General features: G+C 66.5%; 29 protein-coding genes and 1 other RNA gene. 10 read left to right on the forward strand and 20 right to left on the reverse strand.

All coding sequences use genetic code 11. From position 1 onward, the window contains the following. Positions 1 to 122: 122 nt before the first annotated feature. Entirely contained in the window at positions 123 to 527 is a 405-nt protein-coding gene (locus AAHM44_RS17720; RefSeq protein ID WP_184167449.1) for a M67 family metallopeptidase, read from the reverse strand. A gap of 18 nt (positions 528 to 545) precedes the next feature. Between AAHM44_RS17720 and AAHM44_RS17725 the strand changes: the two genes are divergently transcribed. From AAHM44_RS17725 to AAHM44_RS17740, 4 genes are all read left to right on the forward strand, one after another. Then, a complete protein-coding gene (locus AAHM44_RS17725) occupies positions 546 to 1,493 on the forward strand; it encodes an RluA family pseudouridine synthase (protein ID WP_184167452.1) in 948 nt (315 codons plus the stop codon). Positions 1,494 to 1,548: 55 nt separating this feature from the next. Then, on the forward strand, positions 1,549 to 2,451 hold the full coding sequence (gene rpoH, locus AAHM44_RS17730; RefSeq protein ID WP_184167455.1) for an RNA polymerase sigma factor RpoH: 903 nt from the start codon (positions 1,549 to 1,551) through the stop codon (positions 2,449 to 2,451). A gap of 167 nt (positions 2,452 to 2,618) precedes the next feature. Then, complete coding sequence (gene mtgA, locus AAHM44_RS17735; RefSeq protein ID WP_184168330.1) at positions 2,619 to 3,416, forward strand: monofunctional biosynthetic peptidoglycan transglycosylase; 798 nt, start codon at positions 2,619 to 2,621, stop codon at positions 3,414 to 3,416. Then, on the forward strand, positions 3,416 to 3,817 hold the full coding sequence (locus AAHM44_RS17740; protein WP_342250807.1) for an NUDIX hydrolase: 402 nt from the start codon (positions 3,416 to 3,418) through the stop codon (positions 3,815 to 3,817). The genes mtgA and AAHM44_RS17740 overlap by 1 nt, the downstream gene beginning before the upstream one ends. On the opposite strand, the gene AAHM44_RS17745 is transcribed toward AAHM44_RS17740, so the two are convergent. From AAHM44_RS17745 to AAHM44_RS17765, 5 genes are all read right to left on the reverse strand, one after another. Continuing rightward, on the reverse strand, positions 3,811 to 4,095 hold the full coding sequence (locus AAHM44_RS17745; RefSeq protein ID WP_342250808.1) for a hypothetical protein: 285 nt from the start codon (positions 4,093 to 4,095) through the stop codon (positions 3,811 to 3,813). The genes AAHM44_RS17740 and AAHM44_RS17745 overlap by 7 nt on opposite strands. 58 nt (positions 4,096 to 4,153) lie before the next feature. Then, a complete protein-coding gene (locus tag AAHM44_RS17750; protein ID WP_221416264.1) occupies positions 4,154 to 4,474 on the reverse strand; it encodes a YbaB/EbfC family nucleoid-associated protein in 321 nt (106 codons plus the stop codon). Between the two features lie 8 nt (positions 4,475 to 4,482). Then, positions 4,483 to 6,102: a DNA polymerase III subunit gamma/tau gene (locus tag AAHM44_RS17755; RefSeq protein WP_342250809.1), complete on the reverse strand. Its 1,620-nt coding sequence runs from the start codon at positions 6,100 to 6,102 to the stop codon at positions 4,483 to 4,485. 85 nt (positions 6,103 to 6,187) lie between these two features. Next, positions 6,188 to 6,285, reverse strand: an RNA gene (ffs, locus tag AAHM44_RS17760) — signal recognition particle sRNA small type. Between the two features lie 69 nt (positions 6,286 to 6,354). Further along, on the reverse strand, positions 6,355 to 6,585 hold the full coding sequence (locus AAHM44_RS17765; protein ID WP_342250810.1) for a hypothetical protein: 231 nt from the start codon (positions 6,583 to 6,585) through the stop codon (positions 6,355 to 6,357). 194 nt (positions 6,586 to 6,779) lie between these two features. Between AAHM44_RS17765 and AAHM44_RS17770 the strand changes: the two genes are divergently transcribed. Continuing rightward, positions 6,780 to 7,274 carry a GNAT family N-acetyltransferase gene (locus AAHM44_RS17770; RefSeq protein ID WP_342250811.1) on the forward strand — a complete coding sequence of 165 codons (495 nt, stop codon included), beginning with the start codon at positions 6,780 to 6,782 and terminating at the stop codon, positions 7,272 to 7,274. Here the strand turns inward: AAHM44_RS17770 and AAHM44_RS17775 are convergent. The 3 genes from AAHM44_RS17775 to AAHM44_RS17785 are packed head-to-tail and all read right to left on the reverse strand — an operon-like array spanning position 7,271 to position 9,767. Continuing rightward, a complete protein-coding gene (locus AAHM44_RS17775) occupies positions 7,271 to 7,606 on the reverse strand; it encodes a 2Fe-2S iron-sulfur cluster-binding protein (RefSeq protein ID WP_269574878.1) in 336 nt (111 codons plus the stop codon). The two genes, AAHM44_RS17770 and AAHM44_RS17775, sit on opposite strands and share 4 nt — an antisense overlap. Further along, entirely contained in the window at positions 7,603 to 8,694 is a 1,092-nt protein-coding gene (locus AAHM44_RS17780) for a cysteine desulfurase family protein (RefSeq protein WP_342250812.1), read from the reverse strand. The genes AAHM44_RS17775 and AAHM44_RS17780 overlap by 4 nt, the downstream gene beginning before the upstream one ends. Next, entirely contained in the window at positions 8,691 to 9,767 is a 1,077-nt protein-coding gene (locus tag AAHM44_RS17785) for a cysteine desulfurase family protein (protein ID WP_342250813.1), read from the reverse strand. Before AAHM44_RS17785 ends, AAHM44_RS17780 begins: the two co-directional genes overlap by 4 nt. A 97-nt stretch (positions 9,768 to 9,864) precedes the next feature. Here AAHM44_RS17785 and AAHM44_RS17790 point away from each other — a divergent pair, with 97 nt between their 5' ends. Then, positions 9,865 to 10,521 carry an alpha/beta hydrolase gene (locus AAHM44_RS17790; RefSeq protein ID WP_184167482.1) on the forward strand — a complete coding sequence of 219 codons (657 nt, stop codon included), beginning with the start codon at positions 9,865 to 9,867 and terminating at the stop codon, positions 10,519 to 10,521. Positions 10,522 to 10,526: 5 nt separating this feature from the next. Here the strand turns inward: AAHM44_RS17790 and AAHM44_RS17795 are convergent, their stop codons facing one another. From AAHM44_RS17795 to AAHM44_RS17820, 6 genes are all read right to left on the reverse strand, one after another. Continuing rightward, a complete protein-coding gene (locus AAHM44_RS17795; RefSeq protein ID WP_342250814.1) occupies positions 10,527 to 10,970 on the reverse strand; it encodes a hypothetical protein in 444 nt (147 codons plus the stop codon). Between the two features lie 46 nt (positions 10,971 to 11,016). Beyond that, positions 11,017 to 11,226, reverse strand: coding sequence for a DUF2093 domain-containing protein (locus AAHM44_RS17800; RefSeq protein ID WP_260396068.1), 210 nt, complete (start codon positions 11,224 to 11,226; stop codon positions 11,017 to 11,019). Positions 11,227 to 11,264: 38 nt separating this feature from the next. Further along, entirely contained in the window at positions 11,265 to 12,110 is an 846-nt protein-coding gene (locus tag AAHM44_RS17805) for an alpha/beta hydrolase (RefSeq protein WP_342250815.1), read from the reverse strand. Positions 12,111 to 12,185: 75 nt separating this feature from the next. After that, a complete protein-coding gene (locus AAHM44_RS17810; protein ID WP_269574873.1) occupies positions 12,186 to 12,353 on the reverse strand; it encodes a hypothetical protein in 168 nt (55 codons plus the stop codon). Beyond that, positions 12,353 to 12,529 (reverse strand): hypothetical protein, encoded by a 177-nt coding sequence (locus tag AAHM44_RS17815; protein WP_269574872.1) that lies wholly within the window; start codon positions 12,527 to 12,529, stop codon positions 12,353 to 12,355. Before AAHM44_RS17815 ends, AAHM44_RS17810 begins: the two co-directional genes overlap by 1 nt. Positions 12,530 to 12,533: 4 nt before the next feature. After that, positions 12,534 to 13,502 carry a threonine ammonia-lyase gene (locus AAHM44_RS17820; protein ID WP_269574871.1) on the reverse strand — a complete coding sequence of 323 codons (969 nt, stop codon included), beginning with the start codon at positions 13,500 to 13,502 and terminating at the stop codon, positions 12,534 to 12,536. Between the two features lie 153 nt (positions 13,503 to 13,655). Between AAHM44_RS17820 and AAHM44_RS17825 the strand changes: the two genes are divergently transcribed. The 4 genes from AAHM44_RS17825 to AAHM44_RS17840 all read left to right on the forward strand — a co-directional run bounded on the left by AAHM44_RS17825 (position 13,656) and on the right by AAHM44_RS17840 (position 17,486). Next, positions 13,656 to 14,897, forward strand: coding sequence for a type III PLP-dependent enzyme (locus AAHM44_RS17825; protein WP_342250816.1), 1,242 nt, complete (start codon positions 13,656 to 13,658; stop codon positions 14,895 to 14,897). Positions 14,898 to 15,063: 166 nt separating this feature from the next. Beyond that, positions 15,064 to 16,149, forward strand: a complete 1,086-nt coding sequence (locus tag AAHM44_RS17830; RefSeq protein ID WP_269574869.1) for a 1,9-bis(guanidino)-5-aza-nonane synthase — start codon at positions 15,064 to 15,066, stop codon at positions 16,147 to 16,149. 216 nt (positions 16,150 to 16,365) lie between these two features. After that, positions 16,366 to 16,947: a TetR/AcrR family transcriptional regulator gene (locus AAHM44_RS17835; protein ID WP_342250817.1), complete on the forward strand. Its 582-nt coding sequence runs from the start codon at positions 16,366 to 16,368 to the stop codon at positions 16,945 to 16,947. Positions 16,948 to 17,006: 59 nt separating this feature from the next. Further along, positions 17,007 to 17,486, forward strand: a complete 480-nt coding sequence (locus AAHM44_RS17840; RefSeq protein WP_342250818.1) for an MAPEG family protein — start codon at positions 17,007 to 17,009, stop codon at positions 17,484 to 17,486. Between the two features lie 110 nt (positions 17,487 to 17,596). Here AAHM44_RS17840 and AAHM44_RS17845 read toward each other — a convergent pair whose 3' ends face one another. The 5 genes from AAHM44_RS17845 to AAHM44_RS17865 form a co-directional block, all read right to left on the reverse strand. Then, positions 17,597 to 19,489 carry an XrtA/PEP-CTERM system amidotransferase gene (locus AAHM44_RS17845; RefSeq protein WP_342250819.1) on the reverse strand — a complete coding sequence of 631 codons (1,893 nt, stop codon included), beginning with the start codon at positions 19,487 to 19,489 and terminating at the stop codon, positions 17,597 to 17,599. A 170-nt stretch (positions 19,490 to 19,659) separates the two neighbouring features. Further along, positions 19,660 to 21,168 carry an exosortase A gene (xrtA, locus tag AAHM44_RS17850; protein ID WP_342250820.1) on the reverse strand — a complete coding sequence of 503 codons (1,509 nt, stop codon included), beginning with the start codon at positions 21,166 to 21,168 and terminating at the stop codon, positions 19,660 to 19,662. 156 nt (positions 21,169 to 21,324) lie between these two features. After that, positions 21,325 to 22,575, reverse strand: a complete 1,251-nt coding sequence (locus AAHM44_RS17855; RefSeq protein ID WP_342250821.1) for a TIGR03087 family PEP-CTERM/XrtA system glycosyltransferase — start codon at positions 22,573 to 22,575, stop codon at positions 21,325 to 21,327. Continuing rightward, complete coding sequence (locus tag AAHM44_RS17860) at positions 22,575 to 23,648, reverse strand: FemAB family XrtA/PEP-CTERM system-associated protein (RefSeq protein WP_342250822.1); 1,074 nt, start codon at positions 23,646 to 23,648, stop codon at positions 22,575 to 22,577. Before AAHM44_RS17860 ends, AAHM44_RS17855 begins: the two co-directional genes overlap by 1 nt. After that, positions 23,645 to 24,499, reverse strand: coding sequence for an XrtA system polysaccharide deacetylase (locus AAHM44_RS17865; protein WP_269576600.1), 855 nt, complete (start codon positions 24,497 to 24,499; stop codon positions 23,645 to 23,647). The genes AAHM44_RS17860 and AAHM44_RS17865 overlap by 4 nt, the downstream gene beginning before the upstream one ends. Position 24,500 lies beyond the last annotated feature (1 nt).

Consider the following 24,500-nt stretch of genomic DNA (forward strand, 5'->3'; position numbering starts at 1 on the left):
CCCCCCCCCCCCCCCCCCCGCCCCCCCCCCCCGCCCCCCCCCCCCCCCCCCCCCCCCCCCCCCCCCCCCCCCCCCCCCCCCCCCCCCCCCCGGGGGAACGGGATAGCGCGATGGCGGGCTCCCTAAACCAGCTCCACCACCATCATATCGAAGCGTCCGTGGAGCCCACCCCGCTCCACGGAACGCCAGGCGGTGATCGCGTTGAACCCGTCGATGAGCCACAGCTTGCCGTCGGGCGCCGCCATCTCGGCATCGACAAGCGACGGCGTGGGATCGCAGCTCGGATGCGAATGCCAGTACCCAACCAGCCTGGGCCCGCCCGCCCGCTCGGCACGCAGCGCGGCGAACAGGGCTGCGGGGTCTATCTCGAAATGCCGATCCGGCGCTTCGTGAACATTTTCAACAGCTTGAAAGCTATCGATCCGATCTTCGGAACCGAACAGCAGCCCGCACGCTTCGTTCGGCGCCGCATCCGCGGAAATCTGCCGAATACCGATCAGTACATATCTTGAAATCTCGATCCTCATGCCCATCTACGATAAAACATGAATCCGGGGGTTTCCATCATCGAAGCACGCATCGCGGACACAGCCGATGGCTGGCGTCTGGATCGTGCGCTCGCCGACGCCGTGCCGACAATGTCGCGCGAACGGCTGAAGGTGCTGATCTCGTCCGGCGCGGTCACGGGCCCCCAGGGCCTTGTCCGCGATCCGGCGAAGAAGGCGGCCGGCGGGGCGCTGTTCAGCGTCGCGGTGCCTGCCCCCACCCCCGCGCACAACGAGGCGCAGGAGATCCCGCTCAACATCGTCTATGAAGACGAGCATCTGATCGTGATCGACAAGCAGGCCGGGCTGGTCGTTCATCCCGCCGCCGGCAACCTCGACGGGACTTTGGTCAACGCGCTGCTGCATCACTGCCAAGGCTCGCTTTCGGGCATCGGTGGCGAAGCACGCCCCGGGATCGTCCACCGGATCGACAAGGACACGTCGGGCCTGATGGTCGCCGCCAAGCATGACCGGGCGCATGAAGGGCTGGCCCGCCAGTTCAAGGCGCACTCGATCGATCGGCGCTACAAGGCTATCGTGTCGGGGCAGGTCCGTCTGCTGGAAGGCACGGTCGATGCGCCACTCGCCCGCTCGCCACACAATCGCAAGAAGGTTGCGATCGTGAAGAACGGCAAGCGCGCGGTCACCCATTGGCGCAAGGTCAGGGATCTGTACGAGGCCGCGCTGGTCGAATGCAGGCTGGAGACGGGCCGTACCCATCAGGTGCGGGTTCACATGGCCTCTTTGGGTCATCCGCTGGTCGGCGATCCGGTGTATGGCAGCACGCGCAAGGCGCACCGTGAACTTTTGGAAACCCTGAATTTCCGGCGCCAGGCCTTGCATGCGGCTCACCTGGGGTTCATCCACCCCATCAATAGTATCGCTTTGGCGTTCGAAAGCGAAATCCCTGCCGACATGCAGGAACTGTTCGATAACCTCATCGTATGATTTCAGGCGGCACTGGCTTCGGCTATGTGCGCCTTAGTGAAAGGGAGAAATGATCATGGCAAGCGGAAGCAACGTCCCGGCGACGATCCCCGCTCTTGGTGGTGAGCAGAGCCTCAACCGCTATCTGGCCGAGATCAAGAAGTTTCCGATCCTGAGCCCCGAGCAGGAATATATGCTCGCCAAGCGCTTCCAGGAGCATGGCGACACCGATGCCGCGGCCCAGCTGGTCACCTCGCATCTGCGTCTCGTGGCGAAGATCGCCATGGGCTATCGCGGCTATGGCCTGCCCGTTTCCGAGCTGATCTCGGAAGGCAATATCGGCCTGATGCAGGGCGTGAAGAAGTTCGAGCCCGAAAGGGGTTTCCGCCTGGCGACCTATGCCATGTGGTGGATCCGCGCCTCGATCCAGGAATTCATCCTGCGTTCGTGGAGCCTCGTGAAGATGGGCACCACCGCCGCGCAGAAGAAGCTGTTCTTCAACCTGCGCCGGATGAAGGCCAAGCTCGACGCGTTCGAGGACGGCGATCTCAGCCCCGAGCACCTCACCAAGATCGCCACCGATCTCGGCGTCACCGAGGAGGAAGTCACCTCGATGAACCGTCGCATGGCGATGGGCGGCGATACGTCGCTCAACGTGCCGATGCGCGAGGATGGCGAGGGCCAGTGGCAGGATTGGCTCGCTGACGACAGCGCGCTCCAGGACGAGCAGGTTGCCGAGGCACAGGAAGCCGATGTCCGCCACGAGATGCTCGTGTCGGCGATGGAAGACCTCAACGAGCGTGAGCGTCACATCCTTACCGAGCGCCGCCTGACCGACGATCCCAAGACCCTCGAGGAACTCTCGCAGGTCTATGACGTCAGCCGCGAGCGCGTCCGCCAGATCGAGGTGCGCGCGTTCGAGAAGCTGCAGAAGGCGATGATGCGCATCGCCGGCGAGAAGCGCCTGCTCACTGCCTGACGGACGACGTGGGGGATCAGGATCGCGATACCGGCGCGGAGGCTCCGCGCCAGCCTGAGGCGTCGGCGGACATCCCGCCGGCGCCTTCCGCGTCTGCGCCGCGCCCGCGCGACTGGACGCCGCGCGCGACCACGGCCGGGCAGCCGGAGGAACTTGGCGTCTCGCCGATGCCAGACCTGCGCCCGCTCGGCGAAGAACCCGATCCCTTTGCGTCTCGCCGCGAAGAAGCGCCTCGCCCCATTCCGGCGCAGGAAGAAATCAAGCCGCAGCGCCCGCGCAAGCCGTTGCTCCGCCGCATCCTGTTCTGGATCCTCAAGGCGATCCTGCTCTTCATCGCCGTCTCGGTCGGCATGGTGGTGATCTACAAGTTCGTGCCCCCGCCGATCACCTGGACGCAGATCGGCGACATCTTCTCGGGCCACGGGGTCACCAAGCGCTGGATGTCGATCGACCGGATCGATCCGAACATGCCGCGCGCCGCGATCGCCGCCGAGGATGCGCGCTTCTGCTCGCATCACGGGTTCGATTTCACGGCGATCGAGCAGGCCTATGCCCGCAATGCCACCGGCAAGAAGAAGATCCGCGGCGGCTCGACGATCAGCCAGCAGACCGCGAAGAACGTCTTCCTGTTCCAGGGCGGCGGCTATGCCCGCAAGGCGCTCGAGGCGTATTTCACGGTGCTGATCGAGAATATCTGGGGCAAGCGCCGGATCATGGAAGTCTATCTCAACGTCGCGGAGACGGGGATCGGCACCTATGGCGTCAATGCCGGCGCTTTACGCTACTTCAAGCACGACGCTTCGAATCTCTCCCCACGCGAGGCGGCACAAGTCGCTGCGGTGCTGCCATTGCCCAAGAAGCGGGCCGGCATCGATCCGCGCGGCTTCACCCGGCGCTATGGCAATGCGATCACCGCGCGCATCGGCACGGTGCGCGGCGACGGCCTGGACAGCTGCATCCGCTGATGGCGCCGATCCGCATCGCCGCCGCGCTGATCGACGATGGCGCGGGGAATATGCTGCTGGTCCGCAAGGCAGGTACCTCGGCCTATATGCAAGCCGGCGGCAAGATCGAACCGGGCGAAACCCCGCTCGAAGCACTCCGCCGCGAACTGGCCGAGGAGATCGGCCTGGCGATCAGCGAGGCACGCCCGCTCGGCTGCTTCCAGTCCCCCACAGCCAACGAGCCCGGCCGCGTGGTCGAGGCGGAGCTGTTCCACCTCACCGCCCCGCACGAGCCGAGCGCCGCGGCGGAAATAGCGGAAGCGCGATGGGTGCCGATCGCCGAGGCCGCGGCCCTGCCCCTCGCCCCGATGACCCGCACCCATGTCCTGCCGATCGCGCTCGGCCTGATCGAACCTTACTGAATCTTGTTGGCGGCGTCCTTGGCGGCGTCGCCCACGTCCTTTGCCGCGCCGCCGACATCCTTGGCCGCCTGGGAGACGGCATCGGTCTTGGCGTTCTCGCGGTTGTTCTGGTTGAACAGATAGACCGCGCCGATCACCACCGCGATCAGCAGCACGAACCCGATCAACAGGCCCGCGCCATTGCCGCGGCGCTCGACGACAACGGTGCTGGCGCCACCCGTCTCGGTAACACGCTCGGCCGTCACGCCATCGGTACGCTCAGTAACTCGTTCCACCATTGCATCCTCCTCGATTATGCCGTCAGCAACCGAGAAGGCCTTGCAATGGTTCCGGAAATCAGAAGGGCAGCTTGAAGCCCGGCGGAAGCGGCAGACCGGCGGTCATCTTCGACATCGCTTCCTGCGACGCCGCATCTGCCTTGGCACGGGCATCGTTGAAGGCGGCTGCGAGCAAATCCTCGAGCATGCCCTTCTCGGCCGGGTTGAGCAGCGAATCGTCGATGTTCAGGCCGATGATCCGGCCCTTGGCCGATGCCTGAACCTTGACCAGCCCGCCGCCCGAGACACCCTCGACCTCGATATTGTCGAGATCGGCCTGCGCCTTGGTGAGTTCGGCCTGGACGTTCTGCGCCATGGCCATCATCTTTTCGAGATCCATTATACTTCCTAGCTTCCAGTCTTGGCCCAGCCGATCAGCTCGGCATCGGGAAAGGCTTCCATTGCGGCGGCAACCAGCGGCGAGGCGAGTACCGCATCACGCTCGGCCTGCTCGCTCGCCGCCTGCTCCTCGCGGAGCGTCATCGCCTGCGCCGGCACGTCGACACAGGCAAGCTTCCAGTTGGTGCCGGTCAACTCCTTGAGCGCGGCGCCCAGCTCCTTCATGAAATCGAACGGCAGCGGCTTCGCAGCAGCGAACTCGACTTCCATGCCCTCGAAACGCACCGGCCGCAGATAGTCGCGCACCTGGGTGGCAAGCTGGTAGCGCTTCTTCTCCTCCAGATAATCGGCGAGCTGGCCGAGCGAGGTCGGCATGGCCGAGCCGTTTGTACCGGAAGGAGCGGGAGCAGCGCCGCCCGAAATGGTCACGCTGCCGCTGGCGATCTGGCGGGCAAGCTCGCCCGGATCGGGCAGCTGCGAGGCGTGGATGACGCGCAGCAGCGCCATTTCCGCGGCCTCGATCGGCAGCACCGCCCTGGCGACTTCGTCATGCCCGCGCAGCACCAGCTGCCACAGCCGGTGCAGCGCCGGGAAGCTCAGTCCCGCCGCCCAGCGCTCAAGTGACTTCAGCTCCTCGGCCGACTGGCCCGAATTGGCATCGGTGCCGAGCTTGGCGAGCGTCACCGCATGCACGGTCTCCAGCAGCGTGCGCAGCACGGCCTGCGGATCGACACCCAAGTCATACTGGCCGCGCAGCGAAGCCAGTGCGCCCTGCGCGTCGCCCTCCAGCAGCAGTCCGAACAAGGTGCGGATCGCGCCACGATCGGACAGGCCGAGCATCTGGCGCACCGCCTCCGCCTTCACGCCTTCGCCTTCCAGGCCCGCATGGGCGATGGCCTGGTCGAGGATCGACAAGCCGTCGCGCGCCGAACCTTCGGCAGCCCGGGAGATCAGCGCCAGCGCTTCCGGCTCCGCCTCGAAACCTTCGGCCTGAGTCACCTTGGCGAAATGCTCGGCGAGCAGCTCGGCCGGGATGCGGCGCAAGTCGAAGCGCTGGCAGCGCGACAACACCGTCACCGGCACCTTGTTCACCTCGGTGGTGGCGAACAGGAACTTCACATGCGCCGGCGGCTCCTCGAGCGTCTTGAGCAGCGCGTTGAACGCGCTCTTCGACAGCATGTGGACTTCGTCGATGATGTAGATCTTGTAGCGCGCCGAGACCGCCGAATAACGCGACGCCTCGATGATCTCGCGGACGTCGTCGACGCCGGTATGGCTGGCGGCATCCATCTCGATCACGTCGATATGGCGGCCCTCGGCAATCGCGCGGCACGGCTCGCAGACGCCGCACGGGTCGATCGTCGGCCCGCCCTGCCCGTCCGGACCGATGCAGTTGAGCGCCTTGGCGATCAGGCGCGCGGTCGAGGTCTTGCCGACCCCGCGGACCCCAGTGAGCAGGAAGGCGTGCGCCAGCCGGTCGCGCTTGATCGCGTTGCCCAGCGTGGTGACCATCGCATCCTGCCCGATCAGCTCGGAAAAGGTCTGCGGACGGTATTTGCGCGCGAGCACCCGATAGGCGTTGTCACGCGGCTGCGCGGGTTCGTCGAGGCCAAGGAAGGATTCGGACATGCCACCCGTTCCTAGCGTGTTCCAACCGCCACGTCCAAGGCGATGCACGCCGCAAAGGCGGTTAAAAGAGGCTGTCGATGTGCGGAAAGGTGGGAGCCGGAACGACCCGCAGCGAAATCGTTGTGGCTGCTTCGTTCCCGATCTGACCAGGTTGGCGACGACTACGTCCGCCCGACTCCCGCAGCGCATATGGGCAAGTTCAAGCGGTTAGGCAAGGGCGGGAACGCGGCGCACGTTCCCGCCCCCGTTCAATCAGCGATAATAGCGCACCCGGCGGCACACCCGCTGGCGGTGACCATGGCGCCACACGGTCTTGCAGACGCTGCGATAATAGGAGCGCTTGCGCACGTGATGCGGCCGGTGATGCTGGAAGTCCGGCTGCGACGCGACCGCGGGAGCGGCCGGCGCAGCAGCAGCGGCACTGGCGGCCGGAATGACGAGCGTCGCGGCGGCAGCGGCCGCAAGGATCGGAAGAAGCTTCATAGTTTCTCTCTCCTGCTGGCGGGAGAAAACCCGCATGGGCGGAAACCGGAACGATCGTTTCGGTTCCATGTGCGATCCTGAAACAGGACGGATTGCGCCGGGCTGAATGTCTGGCGCATTGCTGGAGTGTGTAAAATCTGGCGACAGGGCCCTGCATGGTCGCTTCCCCGGCCCCGAGATGCTAGCCGGCGCGAATGGACAAGGTGAAAATCCGGCGTTTCGAACCCGCCGACCAGGACGGCGTGGCCACGCTGATCGTATCGATCCAGAATGAGGAGTTCGGGATCGGGATCGCGATCACCGCCGAGGACCAGCCCGATCTCCAGGAGATCCCCGAATTCTACCAGCGCGACTCAGGCGATTTCTGGGTCGCCGAGACCGCGGACGGCGAAGTGGTCGGCACGATCGCGCTCAGGGACATCGGCGACGGCGCGGGCGCCCTGCGCAAGATGTTCGTCCATCCTGAACATCGCGGCGCGCGGGGCCTGGCAAGGGCACTGCTCGATACGCTGCTGGCGCATGCCCGCGCACTGCAGCTGTCCCGTGTCTATCTGGGCACCACCGATCGCTTCCTCGCCGCGCATCGCTTCTACGCCCGAAACGGCTTCGCGCTGATCGACCACACACTGCTGCCGCCCACCTTCCCCCGGATGATGGTGGACACGCGCTTCTACGCGCTGACGCTCTAGCGCCCCTGCATGTCGCGGTGCCCGGTGGGCATCCGCACCACCAGCCCGTCCATCTCCGGCGTGAGCAGGATCTGGCAGGCGAGCCGGCTGGTGCGCACCGCGCCCACTGCGAGATCGAGCATATCCTCTTCCTCTTCGGCGGCACGGGGCAGCCGGGCGAAGTGTTCGGGATCGACGATCACATGGCAGGTCGAGCAGGCCATCTGCCCCTCGCAGGTGCCCTCCAGCGGCTGCCCGTCATTCTGCGCGACCTCGAGCAGGCGGAACCCTTCTTCGGCCTGGACCTCATGGCGGTCGATGCCATCGGCGCTGACAAAGGTGACGCGGATCATGCCGCGCGGCTCTGCGCGCGGGCGGCAGAAACGATCCGGTCGATCGCGCCCATCAACTCGTCCTCGCTGGTGTAGCGGCCATAGCCGATGCGGATGCTCGAGCGCGCCTGTGCATCGCTCAGCCCGATCGCCTGCAGCACATGGCTGGGTCGTCCGGAACCGCTGGCGCAGGCCGAGCCGGCGGAGAAGGCAATATCGCGCAGGTCCGAGATCAGCCGCGCGACGTCGAGACCGTCATGGCGCAGGTTGAGATTGCCCGGATAGCGGTCCTCCTGCGCGCCGTTCAGGATCCAGTCGCCCGCGATCCGGTTGAGCGCCGCGCGATAGAGCTGCTCGGCATGCGCGTGATCGGCGCCGAAACGCTGCTTGGCCACCCGGACCGCCGCGCCGAACCCCGCGCACAGCGCCGGCGACAGCGTCCCCGAGCGGCCCGCGGGCTCCTGCCCACCGCCATGCAGCAGCGGCTCCAGCGTCACACCGTCGCGAATCCACAGCGCACCCACACCCTTGGGGCCGTGGATCTTGTGCGCCGATACCGCGATCAGGTCGCAGCCATCGGGGATCAGTACCCGGCCATAGCCCTGCACCGCGTCGCACAAGAACAGCGCGCCTGCCTGGCGGGCGAGATGCGCCAGTTCCTCGATCGGCTGGATCACGCCGATCTCGTTGTTGACCAGCATCGCGGCGACCAGCCCGACACCCGGCTTGATCGCCGCGCGCGCCGCGGCGAGGTCGACCAGCCCTTCGGGGCCCACGGGCAGCACGGTCGCGTCCCTGCCCTTGCGCGCCTCGGCCGCCACCGTGTCGAGCACCGCGGCATGTTCGGTGGCGATCGTCACGATCCCGCCGGTCGTGCCCTTGATCGCCCAGTTGAGCGCTTCGGTCGCGCCGCTGGTGAAGCTCACCGTCCCGCCCGGCGGCAGCAGCCCGGCGACATCGTCGCGCGCCACTTCCACCGCCGCCTTCGCCGCGCGGCCCGGGGCATGCGCGGAATGCGGATTGGCGAAATTGCCCTCCAGCAGCGGCAGCATCGCGGCCAGTGCCTCGGGGGCGAGCGGCGTGGTCGCCTGATAATCGAGATAGGTCATGCCGCTCTGGTTCTGGCCTCGATCGCGATCTGACGCCAGAGCGTCGTGAAGGCATTCACCTCGGCTTCGGTCGTCCCGCGCCCGAAACTGACCCGCACCACTTCGCGCAACGCGGGCTCCTCCCAGCCCATCGCCGAGAGCACATGGCTGGGCCGCATGCTGCCCGAGGAACAGGCGCTGCCGGCCGAGACCGAGATGCCGGCCATGTCGAAGCGGATCAGCTGCGCCGCGGAGGAGACGCCGGGCATCCGGTAGGCGCCGATCATCGGACTGCGCGAGGCCGCAGCACCAACGACTTCCCCGCCCTCTTCCAGGATCGCCGCCTCGAGCCGGGTGCGGAGCCCGGCCATCCGCTCCAGATCCTCGGGCAGGGAGACCGCCGCCGCATAGCCGAGCGCGCCGGGAAGATTTTCGGTCCCCGCGCGATAGCCCTTTTCCTGCCCGCCCATCGGCAGCAGCGTGCCGAAGTCACGGACCAGCAAGGCGCCGATGCCGGGCGGCCCGCCGCGCTTGTGAGCGGAGACCGCGACCAGGTCCGCATGGCGCAGCACCGCCGCCGATGCCCGTGCCGGCATCTGCGCCGCGTCGACCAGCAATATCCCGCCCGCAGCGTGCACGATCCCCGCGATCGCCTCGATCGGCTGGATGACGCCGGTCTCGCTGTTGGTCCGCTGCACGCCGACCAGTGCGCGCGGGCCTTGGGCCAGCGCCGCCTCCAGCGCATCGAGCCTCAGCACGCCGTTGCCATCCACCGGCAGCACCTGCGCGCCTTCCGAATGGCGCAGCACCGAATCATGCTCGACCGCGCTGATCAGCCGCCGCTCGGCCATCGACCGCGTAAGCGCCATGTGCAGCGATTCGCTCGCGCCGCCGGTGAACACCAGCTCATGCGCCCAGCCATAGGCCGCCGCGACCTCGGCCCGCGCCTTTTCCAGCGCGGCACGGGCAGCCCTGCCTTCGGCATGGGGGGAGCTGGGATTGGCCCAATGGCGCATTCCCGCCTCAACCGCCGCCATTGCCTCGGCCAGCATCGGGGTAGTCGCGGCATGATCCAGATAGATTCGCTCGGCCAAGTTGCTCTCGTAATAATTGCGTAAAGCAGCGCGGTGCCTATATAGCGCCCAACTCACCGCGCTCCACTGCGCGCCTCAAATTCTACAGGGACACGCCTTGCCCGAAGTCATTTTCCCCGGCCCCGAAGGGCGCCTCGAAGGCCGTTTCGCACCCGCGCCCAAGCCGCGCGCGCCGGTCGCCATGATCCTCCACCCGCATCCCAATGCGGGCGGCACGATGAACAACCGCATCGTCCAGGAACTCTACAAGACCTTCCAGCGCCGCGGCTTCGCGACGCTCCGCTTCAATTTCCGCGGGGTCGGCAAGAGCCAGGGCACGTTCGACAACGGCATCGGCGAACTGTCCGACGCCGCCTCGGCGCTCGACTGGGTGCAGAGCTTCCACCCGGAAGCCAGCTCGACCTGGGTCGCCGGCTTCGGCTTCGGCGCCTGGATCGGCATGCAGCTGCTGATGCGCCGTCCGGAGATCCGCGGCTTCATCTCGGTCGCGCCACCGGCGAACATGTTCGACTTCACCTTCCTCGCTCCCTGCCCGTCCTCGGGCATCATCATCCAGGGCGAGAATGACGAGGTGGTCACGCCGGGCGCGGTCCAGAAGCTGGTCGACAAGCTGCGCACCCAGAAGCACATCACCATCCATCACGACACCATCCCGGGCGCGAACCACTTCTTCGAGCACGAGATGGACGATCTGATGAAGAGCGTGGACAAGTATCTGGACATGCGGCTCGACCCCAACTCGCCGATCCGCTGAGCATTTCACGGGCGCGGGGCTGAGCTCCGCGCCCGGCACCGCGTCAGCGACAGCGCGAAGACCAGTCCGGCCGCCACCGCTCCCACCGCGTACCAGGGAAGCACCGCCGGATCGAAACGGGCGCCGGTAAGCCCGATTCCGAAACCACGCGAATATGCCGCCGGGACCAGCCCCAGCGTGAGCAGCATCGCCGCAAGCGCGCCCAGCGCCGCCCGCAAGCTCAGCTGCCCGATCCGGATACACGTCGCCAGCCAGAAGCAGAGGATCAGCAGCGCGCCGAGCAGCAGCTTGGCCACCGGCCCGATATCGTCACCCATCTGCCACGTCTTTGCCGGCAGCCGATCCAGCCCATGTCGCTCGAATGCGATCAACAGTCCCGGCAGGAACACCGCCGTTGCCCAGCCGAACAGCCACGCCGGCCCGCTGCACTTGAGATCGCTCAGCCGCATCTTTGCCCCCTATTTCGCGGGAGGCTAACCTGAAATGCGGCGGCCGTCAGTCCTTCTTGAGGTTCTTCGCTCCGCCCGCGAGGATCGCCGCCGTCGCCTCATGCGCGCCGCGATAGGCTTCCTGGAACTCGGCGCTCCAATATTTGAGCCGATCGAGCGGGATCGGTTCGCCGCTGACGGCGCAGACGACATGGGTGCCCGGACGGATCACGTCGAAATCGGACGCGTCGTAATGGAGTTCGGCGATAGGAGACATGCAGCCCATCTAGGGGCTGATGGCCTGTACGCCAATGCTCAGCGCGCCAGCACGCCGTCGATCCAGCGATCCACCACCGCCGTGGCAGGATAGTTCAGGTCACCAAGCTGCCGATTGATCTGCATATGGCCGCGCAACCCGCGCCCCTCAAAACCCTGCACCGTCACCCGTGCCCCCGCCGCCTTGAGCACACGCCCCAGCGCTTCGGACTGGCGGGTGCCGTCCTCGCGCTGCACATGGAGGATCAGGAAGTCCCGTGCATTGGGTGCCGCAGCCTGCAGCGTCGGCGACAATGCCCGCTGGCGCGCCGGATCGCTGCCGAACGCCGCCTGATAGGTCTTGCCCATCACCCGCGGCCCCTCGTCCATCTGGCGCGGCACGTCATAGGCGGCGCCGTCGAGCAGCACGACGCCGGCGATCCGGTCGAGCCCCCAGCCCGCCTTTTGCAGGTAACGCGGATCGGTGGCGACCAGCGCCGCGAGATGCGCACCGGCGCTATGTCCCATCACCACCACCCTGCCGGGATCAAAGCCAAGCGCACGGGCATGCTGCACCAGATATGCCAGCCCATCGGCGACATCCTGCGCCTGCTGCTCCACGGTCGCACCGGGCACCAGCCGATAGTTGATGCTGGCGAAGGCGAATCCGCGCCCGGTGAAATGCGCCACCTTCTCCGCGCCCGTGGCATTGCCCTTGTCACCGCGCTTCCAGCCGCCACCATGGATGAACACCACCAGCGGCGCATCGGTCTTCGAGCCCCTGTAGAAATCGAGCTTCTGCAGCTCCGCCGCGCCATAGGCGATCTCGCGGGCAGGCACCGATTGCGAAAGCGCGGGCCCAGCGGCGAGTAGCAACAGGGGAAACAGGAAAAGGGACTTTCGCATCGGGCACCTCGGATCGAACCAAATCGACCTGTCTAACGGTGCGCCCCGCGAAACCCTTCGGTCCCGCACGAGATTTCAGGCGCGCAGGATCAGCAGGTTGCCCAGGATCACCAGCGCGCAGACCCACATCAGGATCGCCTTGGTCCGGTCGGCACGGAACTGCCTCCACCCGCCCCATACGAGCAGGCCCATCGCGATCACCGCGATACTCAGCCAGAGTGGTTCGAGCGCCGGGTTCAGCATCAGCGGACGAGCAGCCAGATCACCAGCGCTATCGCCCCGATCACACCGCTGAAAAGCGCGATCATCTTCAGGTCGCCGCGATAGATGATCCGCAGCAGGCCCCAGAGGAAATAGCCGAGCCCGCGCGCGCCGACGCTCATCACATTGGCGATCACGGCTCCGAAGCGGTTGGACACGGGGTCAGTCTTTCCCGGCAAGGACTTGGGCATAGGCATCGGGATCGGCATTGCCGCCGGAAAGGATCACGAGCAAGCCCGGCTTCACATCGACCTTGCCCGCCAGCAATGCCGCCAGTGCCACCGCGCCGCCCGGCTCCACCACCACGCGCAGCTTCGCCGCCGCCCAGCGCTGCGCTGTCCGGATCTCGGCCTCACTAACGGCAAGACCGGTGGCGCCGCGCCGCGACAGCACGTCGAAGGTCAGCGGCGAGACGCGCGTGGTCTGCAGCGCGTCACAAGCGGTCGGCGGAGGATTTTCGCCCACCGGTTCGATCCAGCCCGCCTCCAGGCTGCGGGTCATGTCGTCCCAGCCCTCGGGCTCGACCACGATGATCTCGGAATCGGGCAGCGCCAGCGCCAGGCCAGCCGCCAGCCCGCCACCGCCGCACGGCACGATGACATTGGCGGGATCGGGCAGCCGCGCCTCGACGATCTGGGTCATCGCCTCGATGCCGGCACTCCCCTGCCCCTCGATGATCCAGGGATCGTCGAAGCTCGGCACCAGGGTGGCACCCCGCGCATGGGCAAGATGCGCGGCGATCTTCTCGCGGCTCTCGGTCATCCGGTCATAGGAGACCACTTCGGCCCCCATCGCCAGCGTCGCGTCCCGCTTCACCTTCGGCGCGTCGGCCGGCATCACGATCACCGCCGGGATACCCAGCTTCTTCGCCGCCCAGGCGACGCCCTGGGCATGGTTTCCGGAGGAAAAGGCGACCACGCCCTTCTCGCGCGCATCATCATCCAATGCGCTCAGTCGATGCCATGCGCCGCGGATCTTGAACGCGCCGATCGGCTGCAGGCACTCAGCCTTGAAGCACACCGGCACGCCCCGAATTTCCTGAACGAACAAAGGGGTTTGCGGCAGGATCCCAGCAACCTTGGCAGCGGCATCCCGGACCCCGGCCCGCGTTGGCTGTCGCACAATCGTCACACTTCACCCCCGCCGTAAAAATCCGGACGCGCGAATCGCTTTACACACCGGACCAACGTCCTTATGTGCCGCTCTCCCGCTGCCCCATGGGACTTCCAACCGCAAGGCAGCAATTGTCAACGATCGCCGTAAGGCACTTGGAGGTCCCTTGAGTTGCACCAGCATCATCGCGCGCTGGGGTTAGCACCCCTTTCGACCGCCGGCATCAACGTCACCGGCATCGACATCGCTAAGCAGGGTCCGGTTCAGCCGGTCACGCTCGTCCGTCCGCATGCTGCGGCACGGGCCGCACGGTTCTTCGTCGAGAAGTTCCCGGGCAAGGCCATGTATGCGGTAAAGGCGAACCCTTCGCCCGAACTGCTGCAGATCCTGTGGGAAAACGGCATCACCACCTATGATGTGGCGTCGATCGGCGAAGTTCGCCTGGTCGCCCGCACGCTGCCCGAAGCCACGCTCTGCTTCATGCATCCGGTCAAGGCCGAGGAAGCGATCGAAGAGGCGTATTTCACCCATGGCGTCCGTACCTTCTCGCTCGACAGCCTTGAGGAGCTGGAGAAGATCGTCCGCGCCACCAGCCGCGACGGCGTGACCGCGAGCGACCTGACGCTCTGCGTGCGCCTGCGCGTCTCGTCGGACCATTCGAAGCTGAGCCTCGCGTCGAAGTTCGGCGCCGGCCCGGGTGAAGCCGCCAAGCTGCTATTCGAGACCCGCCAGGTCGCCGACGCGCTGGGCATCTGCTTCCATGTCGGGTCGCAGGCGATGTCGCCGGAAGCCTATTCGAACGCGATGGAGCGCGTGCGCCAGGCGATCGTCGAGTCGGCGGTCACCGTGGACGTGATCGACGTCGGCGGCGGCTTCCCCTCGGTCTATCCGGGCATGACCCCGCCGCCGCTCGAAGCCTATTTCGAGACGATCCACCGCGCGTTCGAGAGCTTGCCGATCTCCTATTCGGCCGAGCTCTGGGCCGAGCCGGGCCGTGCGCTGTGCGCCGAGTACAGCTCGATCGTGGTGCGCGTGGAGCGTCGCCGCGGCGCGGAGCTGTACATCAACGACGGCGCCTATGGCGCGCTGTTCGACGCCGCGCATATCGACTGGAAGTTCCCGGTCGAGCTGCTGCGCGAACCGGAATCGAACGCCAAGGACGTCGAGTTCAGCTTCTACGGCCCGACCTGCGACGATCTCGATTACATGAAGGGTCCGTTCCTTCTGCCGGCGGATACCCGCGCGGGCGACTATTTCGAGATCGGCATGCTCGGCGCCTATGGCTCGGCGATGCGCACCGCGTTCAACGGCTTCGGCACCGACGCGACCGTTGTCGTGGCGGACGAACCGATGGCCTCGATGTATGTCGAGCTCGCGGAACGCCAGCCGGCGTGGAACGTCGTCAAGCTGTAACGCAACACACGCTACTACCACGTCGCCCCGGCCTTGAGCCGGGGTCCCGCTGCCTTTACAGGCGTCGATAAGCGGGACCCCGGCTCAGGGCCGGGGTGACGAATGCTTTGGGTTTCCGCGTCCCCTTTTCGAAATGACGGCGGCCAAGAAAGATGGGAGCAACCCCATGACGGACACCAACACGCTCAACAAGCAGGCGAGCGCCAACGCCCCGATCAACGACACCCGCAAGGCGGAGCTGCTGTCGAAGCAGGTCAAGCACATCGACATCACGTCGTTCGATGCGCGCCCGATCGTCGATGCGATGGCCGATATGAGCTTCACCAGCCGCGACCTCGGCCGCGCCACCAAGATCTACAACGAGATGCTGGCCGACAAGGACTGCACCGTCGTCCTGGTGATCGCCGGTTCGACCTCGGCCGGCGGCTGCATGGACCTCTATGCGGAGCTGGTGCGCAACAACATGGTCGACGTGATCGTCGCCACCGGCGCCACCATCGTTGACATGGATTTCTTCGAGGGCCTCGGCCACAAGCACTATCAGGCGCTCGAGATCCCCGACGACGACACGCTGCGCTCGCTTTACATCGACCGCATCTACGACACGTACATCGACGAGGAAGCGCTCCAGAACGTCGACCACACGATCTTCGAGATCGCCGAGACGCTCGAGCCCAAGGCCTATTCGAGCCGCGCGTTCATCCGCGAGATGGGCAAGTATCTCGTCGAGAACGGCAAGAAGGACAACAGCCTGGTCAAGCTCGCCTATGAGCATGACGTGCCGATCTTCTGCCCGGCGTTCGTCGACTCGTCGGCCGGCTTCGGCCTGGTCAAGCACCAGGTGGACCGCGCCAAGGAAGGCAAGCCCTACCTGCTGCTCGACGCGATCGCCGACTTCCGCGAACTGACCGAGATCAAGATCCAGGCGGGCACCACCGGCCTGCTGATGATCGGCGGCGGCGTGCCGAAGAACTTCATCCAGGACACCGTCGTCTGCGCCGAGATCCTCGGCCATGACGATGTCGAGGTGCACAAGTACGCCGTGCAGATCACCGTCGCCGACGTGCGTGACGGCGCCTGCTCGTCCTCGACCCTCCAGGAAGCCGCCTCGTGGGGCAAGGTCAACACCGGCATCGAGCAGATGGTGTTCGCGGAAGCGGGCTCGGTCATGCCGCTGCTGGCGTCGGACGCCTATCACCGCGGCCACTGGCGCGAGCGCGTGAAGCGCGGCTGGGCGAAGCTGTTCGCCTGATCCTTTCCGCGGATCGCAACAAAACAGGGCGGCCGGGACATCCCCGGCCGCCCTTTTTCTTTTGCCGGCGAGCGAAGGGTCGGAAGGCTCAAGCCGCGATCAACCTGTCCCACGCCGGGAATAGTGGAGCCCGTGCCTTGCCAACCAACCGCGCGCTGCAACATGGGGGCATCAATCGGGTTGCAGTCTCATGGTTGACGTATCAGTGAGAGTTGAATGCCCCGTCTGACCGAAGCGACCGCAGCCAAGCGGCGCATGCACATCCTCCAGGCCGCCGCGCACTGCCTTTTCGAACGCGGCCTGCTCGCCACTTCGGTGGATGATGTCTGCGCGCAGGCCGGGATCAGCAAGGGTGCCTTCTACAGCCACTTCCCGAGCCGCGAGGCGCTGATCCACGCAGTGACCGACATGCTCTCCGCCGAGCTTGGCCCGGTGCACGACAACAGCATCGCCGCGCTCGCCGATTCCGTGTTCGAGCGCCAGATCGCCCCTGCCCTGCCCCCCGCCAATGCCCGTTTCGGCATCGAGATCACGGCCGCCAGCGCCAGTGACCTGGGGCTGCGCGAACGCAACACCGCCAATCTCGAGCGCCTGCGCATGGCGATCGAAACCGCGGTGCACAGCCTGGTCGCCGCCGGCAAGGCGCGCGCCGATGCCGATGCGGAAGCAGTGGGCTGGCTCACCCAGGCGCATGTGATGGGCGTGCTCTGCCGCAACGCCGTCTGGCCCGCGCAGGACGAGGCGGCGCTCCGCCGCGCGACGCACCTGCTGTTCGAAAGCCTGCTCGCTCCGGTTTAGTTGCGTTCCCGGAAGGTTTCCGGCAGCCTCCCCGCACAACGCAGTGGAGGGGGACTGCAATGCACAGCGAAATTCTCGTGCCAGTGGTGGCGCTTGTCGCCTGGACCCTGGTGATGCTGGCCTGGATGCTGGTCCTGCGCATCCCCGCGATGAGCAAGGCTGGCGTCGATCTCGGCAAGCTGATCGGCTCCAAGGGCTCGGATGCGGACAAGATCCTGCCCGCCGAAGCGCAGTGGAAGGCCCACAACTACAACCATCTCCACGAGCAGCCGACCCTGTTCTACGCCACCGCGCTCACGCTCGCGCTGCTCGATCGGGGCGAGGGCATCAACCTGTGGCTTGCCTGGGCCTATGTGATCCTTCGCATCGCCCACAGCCTGGTGCAGGCGACCTTCAACAAGGTTTCGACGCGCTTCGCGCTGTTCCTGCTCTCCACCCTGGCGCTGGCGGCGCTGACCCTGCACGCCGGCATCGCGATCGTGATGGATCACTCTGCCCCTACCCCGATCGAGACAACGGCGATGGTGGTGGATCGCTAGGCTTGGCCAGCACCGTCACCCTGAACTTGTTTAAGGGGCAACCTTCCGCGGGCGACACCGTCGCTGGTCGCACCTTGGATGCTGAAACAAGTTCAGCATGACGGGAGCAACTAGGCGAATAGCCTACTCAGGCTGCGCTCAAGCATCAGCAACTGCCACAGCGTCCGGCCATGCTCGGCACGGCCTGCCTTATGGTCCGCCGCCAGCCGCTCGATCGCATGCAGGTCGAACCAGCCTGTGCTCTGGAGCAGCTTCGAGCGCCCCAGCCCCGCAGCTTCATCCGCCAGCGCCTTGCGGAACCAGGCGCTGATCGGGGTCACAAAGCCCATCTTGGGCCGGTAGAGCACGTCCTTGGGCAGATAGGGCTCCAGCGCCTTCTTCATCAGCCACTTGCCTTGCCCTGCCCGGATCCGCAGCGATGGCGGCAGCGTCGCCATGAACTGGACCAGCCGATAATCGAGCAAGGGCTCGCGCGCTTCCAGGCTCACCGCCATGCTGGCGCGATCGACCTTGGTCAGGATGTCGCCCGGCAGCCAGTGCTGGATATCGGCATATTGCGCCCGGTCGAGCCCATCGCGCGCCGGCGCCTGGCGCATCGTGTCGGTATAGCGCTGTTCGGCGGTATGCCCGGCCAGCGCCTTCTTCATTGCGTCGCTGTAGAGCGCGGCCCGCAGTGCCGGCCCGGTAACACCCACTGCCTTGGGATAGGCCTGCTCGCCATTCTCGGCGAGCGCCAGGAAGGTGGTCTTGGCGCGAAACGGCCGCGGCGCCCAGTCGGCCTTGGGATAGAGCCGCCCCAACGTGCCGAACAGGCTGGTGCGCAGCTCCTGCGGCAGCAGCCCCCGCATCCGCTCCTCAGCCGCGAAGAACTTGTAGCGGCGATACCCCGCCAGCGCCTCGTCCGCTCCATCGCCCGACAGCGCCACGGTCACGCTCTCGCGCGCCAGCTCGCACACCCGGTAGGTCGGCAGCGCCGAGGCATCGGCAAAGGGCTCGTCGAACGCATGGACCAGCGTGTCGATCAGTGCGAAATCGTCCGACGCGACCTTGCGCGCCTGGTGCGCGGTGGCGAAGCGCTCCGCGACCATCTGCGCATAGGCGGTCTCGTCATGGTCGGCCTCGTCGAAGCCGATCGTGCAGGTCTTCACCGCCGTCTTGCTCGCCTCGGCCATCAGCGCGACGACCGCCGAGCTGTCGACGCCGCCCGAGAGGAACGCCCCCAGGGGCACGTCGGCAATCATCCGCGAGCGCACCGCGCTGCGCATCATGTCGAGCAGTTCGGCCTCGAGATCACGGACCTTGCCGGTTGCGCGCTTCGAGAAGTCGATATCCCACCAGCGCTGCGGCGCCGGCACCGGCTTGCCGCGTTCGAGCAGCAGGAAATGCCCGGCGGGCAACTTCTTCACGCCGCTCAGGATCGAGGCGTCGTCGGGCACGTAGCCGAGTCCCAGATAATCCTCGACCGCCTTGAAATCGGGCGTGCGGCGGAACAGCGGATGCGCCAGTAGCCCCTTCAGCTCCGAGGCAAAGGCCACCGCCCCGTCCGACAGCTCTGCGTAGTGGAGCGGCTTCACGCCGAACCGGTCGCGGGCCAGGAACAGGCTCTGCGTCCGGGCGTCGTAGAGCGCGAAGGCAAACATGCCGTTCAGTCGCTCCAGCATCCGCGGCCCCCAGGCGCGCCAGCCGTGCAGCAGCACCTCGGTATCGCTGTCGGTGGCGAAGCGCGCGCCCTTGGCTTCCAGCTCGGCGCGGACCTCCTGGAAATTGTAGATCTCGCCATTGTAGGTGACGACCACGCCCTGGTCCGGCGTCGCCATCGGCTGCACGCCGCCTTCCAGATCGATGATTGCCAGGCGCCGATGCCCCAGCCCCACGCCGGCAGTGACCCACACGCCCGATCCGTCCGGCCCGCGATGCACCAGCGCATCGGTCATCTGCACGATGCGCGCGGGGTCCACAGGCTTGGCCAGCGCGGGATAGTAAAGGCCGGCGATGCCGCACATTCAGCGAAGATTCCTCATTTCACTCCCCTCCCTGGAAGGGAGGGGTCGGGGGTGGGTCCTTGCACACGATACGGTGACGCCATCACGCGGCCACCGTATCGCCAAGACGCCACCCACCCCTAGCCCCTCCCTTGCAGGGAGGGGAATAGCACGGGTGGAAGCCAAGGAAATCAGCGCGTGCCCGTCATGCGATCGGCCAGCCCCTCCACCGGCCCCATCGCACCCAGGAAATCCTGGATAGCAGCGTGTGCGCCATTCTCACTGCCCTGCTCGGCCGAGAGCAGTACCGCCACGCCGGACTGGTTGCCGCCGAGCAGCTTGGTCTTGAGCGTCTCCAGCTTCACCCGCTTCTCGCTGCCGGTCAGCACGCCGCCGATCCGATACCAGGTGACGACCTCGCGCTCGACGCGCCCCGGCCCGGTCATCCGCAGCGCGGCGCCGCGGCGTACCGGCCCGAGGTCCTCGATCTTCACCCAGCGGTCATTCTCACGGATCGCACCGATGCCGAAACCGACCAGCTCGCGCCCCTCATGCTGGGTCGCATAGACCGCCACCGCCAGATCGACGCTGCGGCCATTGTCGTCGGCATAGCGCCCGATCAGCATGTGATCGGCGGCCGGGAAATTGGGCGACCAGGCCGCGCGTGTCGCCGGCGGCACGCGGTGCCAGCCCGGCACGTCGGGCAAGGCGATCTGCGCGGGCAGCTTCGAGGCGCGCGCGTCGTTGAGGCTCGACCAGCCGAGGAACAGGCTCGCCACCAGCAGCACCAGCACAGCCGCGATCGGCGCATCCACCCGGCGGCTCGGCACCGTCTGCAACTTGGCCGGATCGAACCAGCGCGCATCGGGATCGCGATCGAACCATTTCCAGCCGATCGCCAACACCGCGGCCATCACCAGCGCGAAGAATACCCAGCCATAGACGATATGGTCGAAGCCGGTCGCCGCCGCCACGGAGGTCCACCATGCCGCATAGATCGTCCCGAAGGCGCGCAGCCCATTGGCAAGGATCGGCACGACGACCGCCGCAACCATGAATGCCGCGCGCTTTCGCCACGAGACGTAGCAGACATTCGCCACCAGCACGCCGAACGCGATCATCGCGATCACGAACTTGGCGCCCGAGCACGCCTCGGCCACTTCGAAATAGCCGTTGGACGTGGTGATCAGCACCCCGTCCACACTCGCCGGGACCCCGAATGCGTGGAGCATCGGCATGATCATCGTGATCGTGATGTCCTGCAACGGCCCTTCCATGAAGTCACCGAACGGCACCAGGAACGCCATGTAGCAAAGCGGGAAAAGCACGGCGCGAGACACGTTCGGCCCCAGCACGCTCACCACCGCCCCCTGCAGCATCAGCACGAGCCCCGCATGACGGAACAGCGCGACGCCCGCGGCATCGCCGACCATCCAGCCGAGCCCGCCGCACGCGACGATTGCCAGCCCGGGCCACCAACCTTGCGGCACGACTTCGCTTAGCTCCAGCCGGCGCTGCCATACCAGCCAGGCGATCACCGGGGTGATGAACAGGCAATGCCCGAAGGTCGTGTTGGTCCAGTAGATCGTTGCCAGATCGGCGGAGTCGCGGTGGAAGATCGCCAGCAGCGCGACCCATACGGCGCCGAGGATGGCGGCATGCCGCTTCCAGCGCGCGTCGAAGCTGGCTGTGGCGGGCATGGGAGCCTGCGCAGGGATCGCTACATCAGCCATCACCAAACCTCGGCATCGCGACCCCAATCCCGTCATCCCCGCGAAGGCGGGGATCCAGGGTTACTTCGCGCATCGCTTTGGGCTCTGGATCCCCGCCTTCGCGGGGATGACGGAAGAAGGAAATCACGCCGCCCGCCGCGGCTTCTTGGGCACGTCGGTCACGCGGGCCACGCGTTCTTCCTTGGCCGGGCGCAACGGCTGGCCGAGCACTTCGTCGAGCGGGCTCAGCCGCGCTTCCCAGCTGTATCGATCGATCACCCGCTGGCGCGCCGCCTCGCCCAGTTCGGTCGCCTTGCGCCGGTTGGAGAGCAGCCGCGTCACATGTTCGGCCATCTCGCCCACGGTGGCGCCGACCAGGATGGTGCCGCCATGGTCGATGCCGGTCGCGGCGGCCTCGCTGGCCACCACCGGCCGTGCCATCGCCATGCCTTCCAGCACCTTGTTCTGGATGCCCCGCGCCAGCTTGAGCGGCGCCACGACTACCGCCGCCTGCGCCAGCCAGCCGCGCACGTCCGGCACTTCGCCGATCACCGCGACACCCGGATGCTTGCCCAACGCCTTCACCGCGTCGGTCGGGTTGCGGCCGACGATGATGAAGCGGGCATCGGGATGGACCAGGCGGATATGCGGCAGGATCGTCTCGACGAACCAGGTCACGCCCTCAATATTCGGGCGATAGTCCATCTGCCCGGTGAAGACGATCGTCGATCCCATCACATCGACGCGCTTGAAGGTCGATGCGGGGTCGAAATACTCGGTGTCGATGCCGTTCTCGAGCACATGGACGCGATCGGCGCCAGTGCGCTGGCGGAACAGCTCCGCCTCCGCCTCGCTGACGAACAGGTTCGCGTCGGCGCGCTGCGCGATCGCCTTCTCATGCGCGAGCAGCATCCGCGCCTCGCGGCCGAGCATCCAGCGCATCGGCCCCTTGGAGCTCTTCGCATAAGCCGCGAACTTCGCCGAATCCATGTCGACGAAATCCATGATCACGCGCTGGCGCGGCCGCGGCGGCAGATACTGCGCCATCTGGCTGGAGAAGACGTAGATCGTGTCAATCCGGTGCCGCTGAAGGATATTCTCCACCGACTGGCGCAGCGCATCATTGTCGAACGCCGTGAGCGACACCGGGCGGTGCTGCATCAGCGCCTGTAAGCCCGCGACCATCTGCGACTTGGCACGCCACACGATCGAGCGGTTGCCCGTATATTTGGTCAGCCCGCCCTTCTGCTTCAGATCGGCAGGATCGTCGGCAAAGGCGATCAAATGCACCCGCTGCTTCGTCGACAGGTATTTGAGGACGTGGAAGCCGCGGATCTTGTCACCACGGTCGGGGGGATAAGGCACGCGGTGTGCCAGGAACAGGATATCGCCCATCAGCCAAGGCCCTTCGCGATCAGCGGACCCGCGCGATTGGCGATCCACAGGGGCAGCTTGCTCCAGACGCGCACCTGCAGCGAATATTTCGGGTTCACCGGGCTCGCGTCGCGCGGCTTGGCGCCCTCGGCGATGCGGTCGTAATAGGTCAGCGGCTTCGGCTCGAAGCCCCAGTTCTTCTTGAACGCCGCCGGGCCGGTCCCGGTCTTCGAACGGCCGAAGTCGAAACGCTGGCAGCCGCGTTCGCGGGCATGGCGCATCAGCTCGAAATACATGCGGTCATTGGCGCGCAGGCCGCGCGCCGCGCGCGTGCCGCCGCCCCAATAGGGGTAGACCGTCCCCTTCCAGTAAAGGCTCAAAACGCTCGCCACTGCCACCCCGCCATGGCGGACTATAAGCACGTCCGCCGAATTGCCAAATTCCCGCAAAACCTCGGAAAAAAGACTCAGGGGAAATACGGGCGTGCCGAGGTTGCGGACCGATTCGGCATAGACGGCATAATGAGCGGCGATGTCGTCGGGATTACAGCCGATCGATATCTCCAGATCGTTCTCCAGCGCCTTGCGCACTTCGGCGCGCTGCTTGCGCGGGATGGCGAGCAGCTCGGCATCATCGTCCGCGGCCAGGTCGCGCACGAAACCCAGGTAGCGCGTGTCGTCCACGCTCCATTCCGGCCCGGGCAGCGGCCCGCCGCGCACTTCCATCACCGGGCATTTCCGCTTCTGCGCCAGCGTCCAGGCCGCGTCCGCCATCTGCGAGACCAGCCGCGCGTCATGCGTCAGGATGCCTCCGCCCACGCCGAACCCGGCCGAGGCGAGCACCTTGCCGAAGATCGGCGAATAGATTTCGGTCAGCGGCATCACGCCGGCCAGGTCGCCCTTGGCGTTCTCGGCGATCAGATAGTGGCTCTTCTGCCCGCAGCCCCGTGCCACCCCGATGCTCCAGGCAGGCAGATGGAAGGGTGTACCCTCGGGATGATCGTGGACGAACGCACCGATCCGCGCGCGCTCGATCTCGTCGCCCAGGTCCGCGATGCGCAGAGACACCGGCTTGGCGAGCAAGGGCGCGTTCACTTGGCGCACTCCGCCTTCAGCTTCTCCGCCTCGCGTGCGGCGACTGCGTCCATCCGGCCCCATTCATGCCCCGCGATCAGCGTTTCGAGCTTGCCCGCCATTGCGCCCAACCGGCTGTAGTGGCGCAGCTTCGACTTGAACGGCGCATCCTGCACGCGCGGCTGGCCCGGGTCGATCTCCCAGGGATGAAAGTAGAAGATCGCGGGACGAGCCGCGTCATTGGCGGCGCGCACCGCGCGATAGGTCACTTCGCCGGGCAGCAGCCGGAAGAAGCCGCCGCCGGTGGTCACCTCGCGACCGAAGAAGCTCGCCAGCGTGATCGGCACCTCGATCAGTTCGGCGCCCGGCACCGGCCAGAAGGCGCCGCGCGGCGCATCGTGCCAGCCATAATGGTCATGCTTCACCGGCGCGACGCTCGAAGAATAGGCATAGCCTTCCTCGGCCAGCACCTCGTGGGCCCAGGGCGTGCGGCGATCGATCGAGAAGCTCGGCGCGCGGTATCCGGTCACGCTCGAGCCGCTCGCATCCTCGAGCGCCTTGCGCGCCCGGCCGATATCGGCGCGGAACTGCTCGGGATCGAGGGTGAAGACGCGGGCATGATCCCAGCCATGGCTGGCGACCTCGTGCCCCGCTTCGGCGATGCGGCGGATCAGCGCCGGATAGCGTTCCGCCACCCAGCCCAGCGTGAAGAAAGTCGCCTTGACCCCGCCCGCATCGAACAGCGCCAGCACCTTGTCGGTGTTCGCTTCCACCCGGTGCTCGAGCGAATCCCAGTCGTCGCGCGCGATCGTGTTCTCGAAGGCGCCGACCTGGAACCAGTCCTCGACATCGACCGAGAGCGCGTTGACCACC

The organism is Sphingomonas sp. OTU376, assembly GCF_038440415.1.
GTDB lineage: Bacteria > Pseudomonadota > Alphaproteobacteria > Sphingomonadales > Sphingomonadaceae > Sphingomonas > Sphingomonas kyeonggiensis_A.